At 41.4% G+C, this 12,102-nt stretch carries 10 protein-coding genes; 2 read left to right on the top strand and 8 right to left on the bottom strand.

From position 1 onward, the window contains the following. Positions 1 to 13 precede the first annotated feature (13 nt). Positions 14 to 2,794 (bottom strand): phosphoenolpyruvate carboxylase, encoded by a 2,781-nt coding sequence (ppc, locus tag NJD71_RS09235; RefSeq protein WP_319051678.1) that lies wholly within the window; start codon positions 2,792 to 2,794, stop codon positions 14 to 16. A gap of 257 nt (positions 2,795 to 3,051) precedes the next feature. Continuing rightward, the gene (locus tag NJD71_RS09240) at positions 3,052 to 4,317 is read right to left on the bottom strand and encodes a tyrosine-type recombinase/integrase (protein WP_319051679.1); all 1,266 of its coding nucleotides are present in this window, start codon (positions 4,315 to 4,317) and stop codon (positions 3,052 to 3,054) included. Positions 4,318 to 5,085: 768 nt separating this feature from the next. Between NJD71_RS09240 and NJD71_RS09245 the strand changes: the two genes are divergently transcribed. Further along, positions 5,086 to 5,799 (top strand): DarT1-associated NADAR antitoxin family protein, encoded by a 714-nt coding sequence (locus NJD71_RS09245; RefSeq protein ID WP_319051680.1) that lies wholly within the window; start codon positions 5,086 to 5,088, stop codon positions 5,797 to 5,799. A 430-nt stretch (positions 5,800 to 6,229) separates the two neighbouring features. Here NJD71_RS09245 and NJD71_RS09250 read toward each other — a convergent pair whose 3' ends face one another. Next, entirely contained in the window at positions 6,230 to 6,487 is a 258-nt protein-coding gene (locus NJD71_RS09250) for a hypothetical protein (RefSeq protein WP_319051681.1), read from the bottom strand. Between the two features lie 961 nt (positions 6,488 to 7,448). Continuing rightward, positions 7,449 to 7,781, bottom strand: a complete 333-nt coding sequence (locus NJD71_RS09255) for a hypothetical protein (RefSeq protein WP_319051682.1) — start codon at positions 7,779 to 7,781, stop codon at positions 7,449 to 7,451. Between the two features lie 194 nt (positions 7,782 to 7,975). On the opposite strand from NJD71_RS09255, the gene NJD71_RS09260 reads away from it, so the two are divergent. Then, a complete protein-coding gene (locus NJD71_RS09260; RefSeq protein ID WP_319051683.1) occupies positions 7,976 to 8,644 on the top strand; it encodes a hypothetical protein in 669 nt (222 codons plus the stop codon). Positions 8,645 to 8,740: 96 nt separating this feature from the next. On the opposite strand, the gene NJD71_RS09265 is transcribed toward NJD71_RS09260, so the two are convergent. From NJD71_RS09265 to NJD71_RS09280, 4 genes are all read right to left on the bottom strand, one after another. Then, positions 8,741 to 9,496, bottom strand: coding sequence for a zinc-dependent peptidase (locus tag NJD71_RS09265; protein WP_319051684.1), 756 nt, complete (start codon positions 9,494 to 9,496; stop codon positions 8,741 to 8,743). 29 nt (positions 9,497 to 9,525) lie between these two features. Beyond that, a complete protein-coding gene (locus NJD71_RS09270) occupies positions 9,526 to 9,879 on the bottom strand; it encodes a helix-turn-helix transcriptional regulator (protein WP_319051685.1) in 354 nt (117 codons plus the stop codon). A 99-nt stretch (positions 9,880 to 9,978) separates the two neighbouring features. Continuing rightward, complete coding sequence (locus NJD71_RS09275) at positions 9,979 to 11,376, bottom strand: type II toxin-antitoxin system HipA family toxin (protein WP_319051686.1); 1,398 nt, start codon at positions 11,374 to 11,376, stop codon at positions 9,979 to 9,981. 149 nt (positions 11,377 to 11,525) lie between these two features. Beyond that, positions 11,526 to 12,095 (bottom strand): TetR/AcrR family transcriptional regulator, encoded by a 570-nt coding sequence (locus NJD71_RS09280; RefSeq protein WP_319051687.1) that lies wholly within the window; start codon positions 12,093 to 12,095, stop codon positions 11,526 to 11,528. Positions 12,096 to 12,102: the final 7 nt, after the last annotated feature.

Raw genomic sequence — 12,102 nt, forward strand, 5'->3', positions numbered from 1 at the left:
TCCCAAAACGGCTCTATCCAGTATTACGTAACCCTGCAGCTAGCGCATTGATACTACGGATTAATGGATCCTCTACGTTAATGTCGTCAGAATCGTCACTGCTCACAGTATCTTGCTGTCTGGCACGCTTTAATAGCTGAATCTGTATATAGTTAATTGGGTCTAGGTAAGCATCGCGCCACTGAAGGGAGGCGGCTAGATTTTGCTGGCTAGACAATAAAGAGTCTTGCTCAAGTAAGGAGTTCAATCCTGAATAGGTCAGTTTATGCTCATCGAGGACTTCGCTCATAATTTTCTCACGTAACGGCTCATCATCACATAATTGGCTATAGGCCTCGGCAATATTCATATTGGCTTTGGTAAAGGCCATCTCAATATTGCTCATAAACACACTAAAGAACGGCCATTTAGCGTTCATCTCTTTCATCAACGCTTCGTCAGCCTTAACGCTACTTAGGGCACTGCCGACGCCATACCAAGCAGGTAGGGTAAAGCGTGCCAGCGACCAGCCAAATACCCAAGGGATGGCTCTTAAGGTAGTTTTACTTGGTAGGCCTTTTTTGCGGTGGGCAGGACGTGAGCCAATATTCAGTAAAGAGATCTCTTGTACAGGCGTCACCTCTGAATAAAACTGATAAAACCCTTTGGTGTGATCAGTCAGCTCGCGATAACGTTGCTCGCCCGCGTCCGCTAAGCGTGTAAACAGCGCTTCATACTCTGTCAGCTCGGTCGGTTGTACCACAAACCTTGTTGAGCAGGCTTTGAGTGTACCCGTGATGGCCATGGTCAGCTCAAATACAGCAGTATCTGTATTGGCATACTTGGCATAGAGTACTTCGCCTTGCTCAGTCACTTTAATCTGCCCATGTAGCGTGCCAGCTGGCTGTGCGGCAATGGCTTTGTGCGTTGATCCACCACCACGGCTGACTGAACCACCACGACCATGGAACAACCGTGTTTTGATGCCATATTTTTCAGCAATACTGTTGATAGTCTGCTGGGCACTATACAACTGCCATGCAGAGGTAATGATTCCGCCATCTTTTGATGAGTCTGAATAACCCAGCATGATCTCTTGTGTATTATCCGTATTCTGTAGCAGGCCACGATACAGTGGATTGTCTAACACGGCAGGCAAGATTTTATCGATATTTTTAAGATCTTCGATGGTTTCGAACAACGGCGCCACTGGCAAATCAGCAGACAATTGACCTTCATCATCAACTCTGCATAAGCCTGCAAACCGCATGAGCAGCAATACCTCTAGCAGCTGGCTGGCATTATTGGTCATCGAGATCACGTAGCTGCCAAAAGTAGCCTGTCCCACCAGTTTGCGTAGGGTAGCAACCGAATTCATCAATGACAATTGCTCACGCGTTTTGTCTGTCAGGTTATCAGTGTAAATAAGTGGCGTACCTGGATTTTTTAGCAAACGCGTCAACCACTCTTGTCGCTCAATTTCACTTAGTGTCTGGTAATCGGGCAGGTTAGAGGCACTGGCAAAGATATCGGCAATCACTTCGCCATGGTAGGACGACTCTTGACGAATATCGAGCGCTGCCAAATGGAAGCCGCAAGTCTTTACTAGGCGGATGATATCGAGTAGTAATCCATCTGCATGCGCTTTGTCATGAGTAGTGACACTTTGGCGGATAATGCGTAGGTCTTCTAATAGTTCTTCTGGATTGGCATAGGCGTCTTTTTCAGCCTCGATGTCCGTACCTTTGCTTTGGATACGGCGATTGGTGGCTTTGACTTTAGTCAGGATGATAGAGAGCAGGCGACGATATGGCTCATTGCCATAGTCATCTAGGTTATAGTCAAACACACGCTGATCGAGCTCATCATAACTTTTAATTTTGGCATATACGTCAGGTGAAACGGTGACAATGGTGTCACTATGAATCAGCTGGCGGCGCAGTTTTTTGAGTAGTACTTGATAGTGACGCAGCACGGTATCAGCATGCATCAATACAGCAAGTTCTGTGGTCTCAAAAGTCACAAAAGGATTGCCATCTCTATCACCGCCAATCCATGAACCAAAGCTCATAAATGCAGGTAGTGGATAGTTTGTGAGCTCTGGATAGATATCGACAATGGCTTTTTTGATATTACGATATACTTTAGGAATGGCATTGAACAAACTGGCATTAAAGTAATGCAGGCCATTGTTAATCTCATCATATACCAATGGCTTACGGGTGCGTACTTCATCAGAAGACCATAGCAAGTCAATCGTTTGCGCGGTTTGCTCCTTGGCTTGCTCGTAGGCGAAGCTGTTTTCAGACACGTTGTTTAAAGCGTCACTATGTGTAAATAGGCTTTGTAAGATATTCATCGTGGTACGGCGACGCGCTTCGGTAGGATGCGCCGTAAATACAGGTGTAAATTTTAGCTGATCAATGAGCTCCTGCATTTGAGCGGGCTCAATATTACGCTCGCGGCACTCAAGTAAGGTACGACGAAATGATCCTTCCCAGCTTTGCTCAGATTGCATACGCTGTGCATGACGCTGCTCACGCAAGTAATTCTCTTCACTTAGATTGGCTAGGAAAAAATAGATAGAAAAGCCGCGTATGACGTTTTTTAAGGTTTGATTATCCAAAGAAGCAATAAAATCGATAAGCTGCTGTTTATGTGCCTCATTTGGCTCACGGCGCTGTTGAATAAAGCCTTTGCGCAGCGTCTCAATCGTATCTAGCGTCTGCTCACCAGATTGGCGAGAAATAGCATCACCTAATAATGAACCCAACAAGCTGGTGCGTTTACGTAGTACATTGTTATCTAGTGTCATCTTCAACCTTCCTATCAAATGAGTGGATACAATACTATGGTTATCTTATACGTAATATCCTTATGGTTTTTTGCAATTTAACATAAATAGGTGAGGCCTGCTTGATGTTGATGGTCAGTTGTTTATTTTTCTGACCTTTTTCTGATCTTTGTCATCCTATTGATTATGCCTGGCTCAGTTCGTTTCTAATGTTCTTCGTATAACTAACAGGCTTTGGTACAAGTTCTTCTAATTATGTTTTAGGATTATCTTACAGTTTATCTATCTCGCAGCTCATCTATATAATCAGCCCAATCTTGCATCATCTGTATTCTAGTATCGATTTCATCAAGTCTGTTGTAAGCTCCGCCATGTGTGTCTTTGATACGATGACCTAGCTGTAATTCTGTGACGATATCTGAATAGCGTAGCTCAGGCTGTTCCATAAGCAAGGTTTTAGCTGATGCTCGAAATCCATGCGCACATTGCACGTCTTTATATCCAAGACGGTGGAATATCTGCACCAACGTCGCTTTGCTGATATAAGCATTGCTTGAGCCACGCATTGAAGCAAACACATACTCCTTATGCCCTGTGATTGACTGGATATCTCGTAGACGCTCGATCACTTGCGTGGCTAAGGGAACAACTAAGTGCGAGACCATGTCATCGCGTCCTTCGCCTTTGGTCGGAGAGAACGCCCATATATTAGTATCCCAATCGATATCATCCCAGCGCATCGAGCGCAGATCGATACTACGTACAAACACGTAAGGTAATAAATTCATGGCCTCTAATGTGATTTTACTTGCACCTTTGAATTCAGACATATCTTTTAGAAGCGTCGCAAATTGATCTGGCTTAGTGATCGCTGGCAAGTGATTGCCTGAGTTAGCAGGGGCAAGCTCACCGCGAGTATCAATCGCCACATTTCTATCGCACAACCCTCGAGCAACAGCGAATGAAAACACTTTTTCAGTATACAAACGAGTGCTCGCACCAACAAAGGTGGCTTGATTGTCATTATTTTGAATTGACTCACACACACTAAGTATCATCTCGCTGGTGATATCGTTCATTCTCAAATCACCAATCTCGCTACACATATATCCTAGACATAAATCCCAAAATTTGAGGGTAGAGTCACTAAATGCGGATCTTTTAGACTTATTTTGATGGCGACCTGCTGTCTTGTGGTCGCGCCATGCTTGTGCAATCTCAGAAAACGTTGCATTTTTGAGGTGTGTGTATCTGTTGACTTGTTCTTTTTGCTGAATAGCTTTAGGGTCAGAGCCTTTGGCAACCATGTTGAGGATAGTCTCGGCTTTGTACTTCACCTCATATAAATCAATATCTTCGACTTTACCGAGCATCATTCTGGGGCGCTTGCCCTCGATATGCGGATGAGAGTAACGCAGGTAGTATTCTTTTTTGCCGTTTGGATAGACACGAATGCTCAAGCCTGCCACACCTGAGACACTAACTGAATAGTCCTTGTCTCGGTATTCAAGCTTATTGATATCGTTTGCGTGATCGACAGCCATAAGGTATATCCGTAAATTTGATTGGGCAGTTGCATAAGGTTAATAACCAAAGAAGAGTATTCTTCAAAAACGTACAAATAGTCATTGGACACCAATATGGACACTGGTATTAATCAGATAAAACCACAAAGTTATACTCCATAGGGTATGCATTATATAATTATCCCCAAGGTTAACTTGGGGATAATTGTACCATATTTACCTATATATCCAGTAGACTACGTAATAATTGAGTTATAGAGCATTTTTAGCCACTATTTAAAGACATAAATTTATAAAAAAATAAGCCAAACGCCTTATTTTGCAAGAGTTACAGACGATTATTTACTAAATCATTAGCCTTCTGCTTGCATAGAATATAACAAACAGGGTGGTAGTACGGTTCTATGCAAGTAGGAGAGCGTATTTTGAGGTCTATATTTTTATCTTTTACCCTAAAAGTGAATAAGTTCTACAAGTGGTAGATAATTAATTACAGAGATCTAAAAATAGCAGTGAGTGTTTTATGGATTACTTACGCCGAATCTATAGAAGATATCAATAATATTTAAATAGGGTAGGATAAATGACAAAGAATAAGATAAACTGCCATCGCAAGCGTTGACTTGATATATTTTATTTCAGACTAAGCAGTGGTATTAAATTGCCAAGAGTTATTAGCCAAAACGGATAACGCTGAGCAAGAGAATAGAGTAATCAGTTAGGAGTATAGTAGGTCGAGCATAAAAGAGCGCTTATAAAAGATTATTGATATTAAGGTGAACCACTATGGAACCAACACAAAACGCTATAGAACATAAACCTGTATTCATGCCCAAAGTCAACAGTGATAATCTGGTAAAAACAGATATGGTAAGAGTTGAGCGGCATGTGGGATTTTCGAGTAGACAAAAGAAAAAAACGATCAATGACTTGCATCAAGTCATTCGTAAAAAGTATGGGTTTAAACAAGTGCTGGAGCTGTCCAGTAAATCGGGCAATAAACTGAGTTTTCCGCTGAGTCCATTTAGCCTACAAATCACTAATGAGTATGATGGCAAGCAGTATAGTGTCGAAAATGCCTTTCAAGCCAGTATGGTGTTTGAAGATGGTGGTCCTTATGAAGACTTGTTGACTGTAGCACCCAGACAGGCCAGAAAAGATGAGCGATTGATGACATCAGGAGAGCTCACTGGTTACGACTACTTCGGTATGGAATGGGGCGTAGAGCCATTGACGACGTTTTATGATTGGCTATATGTGAATGCGCTCAAGCAAAATCCTCATTTGCATGAAGAGGTAATGCAATATCAAGCCTTTACTGATATTACTTTTAATCCTGCAAAATCTATTCATAATGCAGCCTACGCACTGGCTCTGTTTGTGGCACTAAATAAACGTGAGCTGCTCGGTAATGTTGAAGATCCAATGGCGTTTTATGACTTATGCAATGAGTTCAAAGTTAGCAATACTGAGCACCTGTTAGAAGAAGGTTGGGTTTAAGCGCTAGGCTAGCGCTCAATTGAGAATAATAAATAGTTTGAAATAAAGGTTGGGTTGCAGACAAAAGTACTAATCCAGATCTGAATCATTCCGCAAAATGTCATTTGCGAAATTGAGACTACCGAGGATGATTCGGTAGTTCATAGTAATGATAGCGATAACTTATTAAATACTTAGAAAGCAGTTGTCGCAAAATTTGCGACAACTTAAGTAATAGAATAGTTTTAACTTATTCTGGTTTTCATGTACTTAATGTACAAAGACCTGAAAACAATCTATGAACCCAGTCTTTTATAGACTATATTTAACATAATATACATTATGCGAAAACAAACCAATTGGTTCTGGGTAAATAAATTCACCCATAGAAAAAGCCCACGTATATAAAAATACATGGGCTTCAACGTCGTTACTAAGGAATATTTATATACTAACTTATTTCTTCTGAGATTAGCAATTCACTTATGAAATTAACAGAGTCAAATCTGTAAAATTCCCCATCAAGTACAAATTGACAATCCTCTAAATCTTGTGTGATTAGAACCTCGGTAATAACACCTTGTACAGTAACGACAAGGTCACCCAAAGGCGTATCATACAAAGACACATCACCCTTATAATCCCCATAAGGTTTATGAGTAAACTCAACCTGAGCACCTAGATATTTGGTAAAATATTGAATAGACATATTGAACTCCATTTTAGTTCGATTGTGTTTAGCAAGGCTCGCAGATTGCAGTCCGTGAGCCTTGTGTTTATGGATTAGAACATCACGTTGTGATTCTCTATATCCAGTTTCTGTTTAGCAACTACCTTCCTCATGAATGAATTCAATTCCCTAGATACATCAGAATGATTAGAAGCACAAAGCTTGCGAAACTCTTCCTTCAGCTCAGAATTGACCCTAAAGGTAATCGTTGTATCAAGCTCGGTACTAAAGTCGGTTCTACCAGGATCATAATCAAACATATTTAAACCCATAAAAGATGAAAGCAGACCCCTATCATACCGTTATTACATTGTAATAACAACGTAATAACGTGAAATAATTAAAAGAAACAGCTGAAAGCGTTTGTGTGTAAGGGATTGCGAAGAAATCAGGACTTGTTTCTAGTCCGAATATTCGCACTAGAGTCCACCATTAGATAGAGTGGACTTTACGGACGCGCGCCTAATCCACCGCTGCCGAAGTGGCGTTGTCATAGTCGCGCTATATGAGCTTCTAGAGTATTGAGGGGTTATCTAATGCCTTAACGCTACCTAATGGCGAAAAGATGCCATCAGGCGCTACAGGCGTTAGTATCAACGCTATGACTGCTGTGTAGACAAAAGATGTTAACTGTAGGGAAAAGAAACGACACTAGGAAGCTGGGCTGATTTCGCATAATGGACATTATGACGCCCCACTATGTGCAAAAAAAACCCACTGCTGGGACAAGTCTAGCAGCGGGCTTTTTTGTCATAACGTCTGTTACATTATGCGAAAACAAACCAGCGGTTTTAGTAATTGACTGAACAGCAATTAGTCATAATATAATTTATATTCTTTGCCGTGTGTTTTATTTTAGCTCAGTATTTTTAATATTAGTTTGGCCGTTGTTAGCGACAAGTTTCAAGCAAATGATTACGCAAAGTATCGCCATCTTTGTTTAAGATGTTACTGAAAACTTCTTATCCTGCGTATAGTCAGGATCTTGAGCGTTCCACAACACATCATAATCCACATTGCATGACATTTGGTGCTTATCAAAATAATCCTGTTCGAGCTGTATGGCTGCTTGTAGATCATCATCAGCATACTGCTGTAACACGGTAGGATTACTCATACCTTCGTCATCGATGTCTTGTTTATACATCTTGGTGATGGCAGCGATTTTCATAGCGGCTCTTGTGTCATCTATTTGTGTTACATCTGCTATAGCACTACCGACAGTTGTCAGTCCTATGATTGATAGCAATGTTAGCGTTCTATACGTTGACATGTCAGTCTCTACAAGCTTTATCCTATAAGTGTTACGGTCTATTACATCATAGCCATATTAGGACTATGATGTAATATCGTATCATTCAGGTTCACTTACCAAGATCTTGATTACATAGTGCTTTTATATTGTTCCCTTTATCGGTTTCTATGATGATTTTTGGGGCTAATTCATTCATTGCCAAGGACGTTTCTATGGCTGTATTGACCACTTCTTATGAGAAAAAATCTGCAACATTGGCCTGTAGTAGCTTGTTATTGGCTACTTTGACTGCGACTGGTTGCCAGTCTACCGTTGAGCCCGTCGAAACTCCTAACTCTCAGGCTATGAGTAGCCCGTTAACGATTGTCAGTACTGATATAAGTCAACAAACCCTTAGACAGCAAGCATTACGTATACAACGCGCACTGGCAAATAAGGACTTTTCTAGGATTACTAATGACATTCATCCCACACGTGGCGTTCGTTTTTCCATGTATGCTTATGTACGTCCTGAATCTGATAAAGTCTTTAGTCGCAGGCAATATAAGCAGTATTTGAGTCAGTCCAATATTCGCTTTACTTGGGGCAAAAAAGACGGCACTGGCGATTTACTCATCACGACACTACCTACATATTTGGATACATGGGTGAGTGGTAAAACGTTCGATAACGTAGCCATTAGGGTTAACGAGTCAACCAATAATGGTAATTCAATCAATAACCTAAAAGAAATATACCCACAATCAGAGGTTGTAGAGTTTTATTATAATGGTACTGAAGCATACGCTGGCATGGACTGGCGTGTACTACGCTTGGTATTTGATGAATATCAAGGCAAACGTTATCTCATTGCGGTTATTAACGATCAATGGACGACTTAAAGACTTTAAAGATGGATACCAAACTTAAGGAAGAATTATCGTAGCGCACTACCCTTTTCTGATTTTTAATAATATATATTCATTTAAAAGAATGTTTTATTGTTTTGACTCGAGAGGCTCTTGACGAAAAAACTTCACCATAATCTCATAAATATCCGGATAAGCATCGATGAGCTTTTGCGGAGTTTCGAAAAACACCTCGCTAAGCACCGCAAAAAACTCCGCGGGATTAGTCGCCCCATAGCGGTCTAATCCTGATTTACGATGTGTTTGAAAATCCTCAAAATCGCGGCTCATAATCTTTGTCCATCGCGCAGGATCCATATCGGGTTGCATCGGTGGAAAGCCATTGGCACGGCCATTCATCATATCGAGTTTATGGACAAACTCATGAATAACCACATTGTGCCCATCGCGTTCGCCTGAATGTTTGGCATCCTTCCACGAGAGAATAACAGGCCCGCGCAGCCATGCCTCCCCATTACGGTGCTGAGTACCTTCATGGACGATACCGAACTCATCTACTGTGCTACTGCTACTCTTATATGAGCCAGGATAGATGATAATAGATGACCAACCAGCATACCATTCAAGACTTAGGTTTAAGATCGGCAGACACGCTTGTAGTGCAATGGACTGTCTGACAGCATCGGTAATCTCAAAGTCATGAGCACCAGTGATTGATTTGTCAGCTAAGAATAAAGTTGCTAAATCAAATAAATGTGATTTCTCATCAGCATTTAGTCGATCTAAGATAACGATACGTTTGGCAGCCTGCATCCAATCAGCATGGTTGAACTCACTATTGTCTAATATACGCTGCTCACGCCAGTCTTTTATAATGCCAAACATAGTCGCTACCCCTATTCTTAAGTTATATATTATCTGTTTTTTATTGGTACTAAGCCTACTTGCAAGCCAAATGGGCGAAAAACTTGATTAAGCAGATCCACACTATAGTTGCCATTATCATTTTCTATATCTGATATCGTCTTGCGCGATACTTTGACGAGCGTTGCAAACTGCTCTTGGCGTACGTTTAATACCTGTACACGCAGTATCTTTAATGCTTCGCCTTGAGTGAGTATACCGTCTTGTAACTGTTCGACGACGTTGTTTTTAAATACCTTACGTGCATGACTGTCAAGTGGCAGCGCGTTTTTTGATGCACGCTGTTTTTGGTTGTTATTGATGAGTGAAGCCTTGTCTTCATGAATATCTTTATGGTAATTCATAATCCCACCTTTATCCTTAATACGTCTGATAGTGCCTGTTTTATCGGTCGATCTTTGAGTTTTTCAATTATGCAGGTCACACAGTTCATATAGGTCATGTTAATTCAGCAATCGCCATGCTTCTAAATTCTGAGGCAAATAATCAAAACCAATGGCTGGAAAGGATAAAATGCGCTCAGGCACACCCCTAGCAGCTAAACGCGTCTTCAAATTCAACAGATTTTTGGCTGTGGTTTTAAGCTCGCCTAATAACACTTCAGGCGGTACTACGTCTGCTAGCTGCTCAGCGATCAAATCAAAACGATAGCGACCTCCTGATTCAAGCTTATCAGACGACCATGCATCTACCGTTTTCCATTTTATGCTGCGCGGTATCCCTTCAGGGTCTGCACGCATCGGTGCAAAGTCGTATATAGGTGTCAGCCAAATCTGGTCTGCATCTCGCATAAAAGCATGATTACGTCCATGATTGTCTGAGTTGCCAAAAGCAATATTTAATAAATCGCGCTGTACCCATTCGATGACAAAGGCTTGCTTATCAAAATAAAAGCCCTCATCCACCATGTTTGAGCTTTCAATGAGTGCAATGAGCTCATGTATCACTGCATGATGATCCAACATAGCACCTGCACCCTTTTTCAGCATGCTATAAATAGACTCTATCGCAAAGCGCTTATAAGGCGAAGCTGACTGACCTATCTGAATATCAAAACGAGGCAACCACAATGAAGGATACCTATCACCTTCGATTAGCCTCATACCATCGATATCAATCGTCTTAAACCCCATAGCCGTCAACTCATGATAATAATGATACTCTGCACGCAAGATGTCACAGTCTAGACTCGTCCGCTGACCTCGAGGGTATTTGACCAAATAATACCTATCCTCGCTGTCCGCCAGTTGCTGATTATCGATCCAAATCGCTTCGTCATCACGCCAGCGTAATAGTAACTTAGGAGCCTCACCGCCAGCACCCGTCGCACCGCCTGCCATGGCGCCCTGCTCGCTTGCATACTCCAAAAAATTGACGTCGCGATCTGCTATATCAGCCAGCGTAAATAAACGCTGCTCGTCTTGTGTAGGCAGAGGGACAGCCTCTTTGATACGCAAATGACCTATCGGTGCGATAGTTGCACGCCTAAGCAGCTCATAATCCTGCTCTGCCTTTGATAGCCGCGTCAAATCTAAACGCTGCATCCAATATCTGCGACTAGCACCAGCTGGTATCATGTCATCTAAGACAGGTAACCAACCCTCTGTTATTGTCGTACCAAATAGTTCTACAGGATAATTGATAGATACGGCAAAGTGATTATCAGCTAAAAAATGCTCATAGCTATAATTATCACTGCCTTTATTATCTTGAGACAGACTTGTCGTCTCATCACTATATATAAGCTCTATCAATTCTTTGTCATCATTAAATATTAGCTTAGCAATGTCTTGCCAGCTATCATCAAGAAAGGCTTGTATGGTTAGTGATAAATTAGTCATATCAACTCAGATTTATGATAAATATATTACTCATTATATATAATTTCTTGATTATGAGTAATATATTTATCATATTATACTAGTTTACAAATTTATGAGCGTTATATTACTCATAAAAACGGACTATTTTTTACCTTATTCATCCTCTTCTAACCTATCGAATCAAGCTGTACTTCCACTACACGCAGCGCCATTGATTTCCAGTCCAAGTCCAAACCATCAGTAAATACCACATGATGACTGATACTGACATACCCGTGCACAATTGCCCATATGTCTAGAGCGATTTGCTGACGCTCTATCATACTCGTATCTTCGGATAAGTAAGATCCTGCGACTCGTACCAATTTTGCAAACGCGCTGTCCCGTGCAGCAATGGCTTCCTCTGATGGCTGATAGCCTGCATCAGACTCTCCAAAAATTAGCCGATAATGCGCTTCATATTTTTCAGCCACGTTGAGATATCCCAGGCATGACTCTAGTACCTGCGCTTTGCTGGCTCTGCCATCATCAGGTATGACATCCATGGCTTCACGTACCAGATGAAACCCCTCGATATACAATGCATCTAATATACCTTGCTTACCTTGGAAATGACTGTATATACCGATGGTCGATAGTCCTGCACGCTTAGAGATAGCACGTACACTCAAAGCACTCCCGCCACCCTCCAAAAACAGTTGGGAGGCTGCATTTAGGATTTTAGTTCTAGCGTCCATTAGATTC

Source organism: Psychrobacter sp. PP-21, assembly GCF_033790785.1.
GTDB lineage: Bacteria > Pseudomonadota > Gammaproteobacteria > Pseudomonadales > Moraxellaceae > Psychrobacter.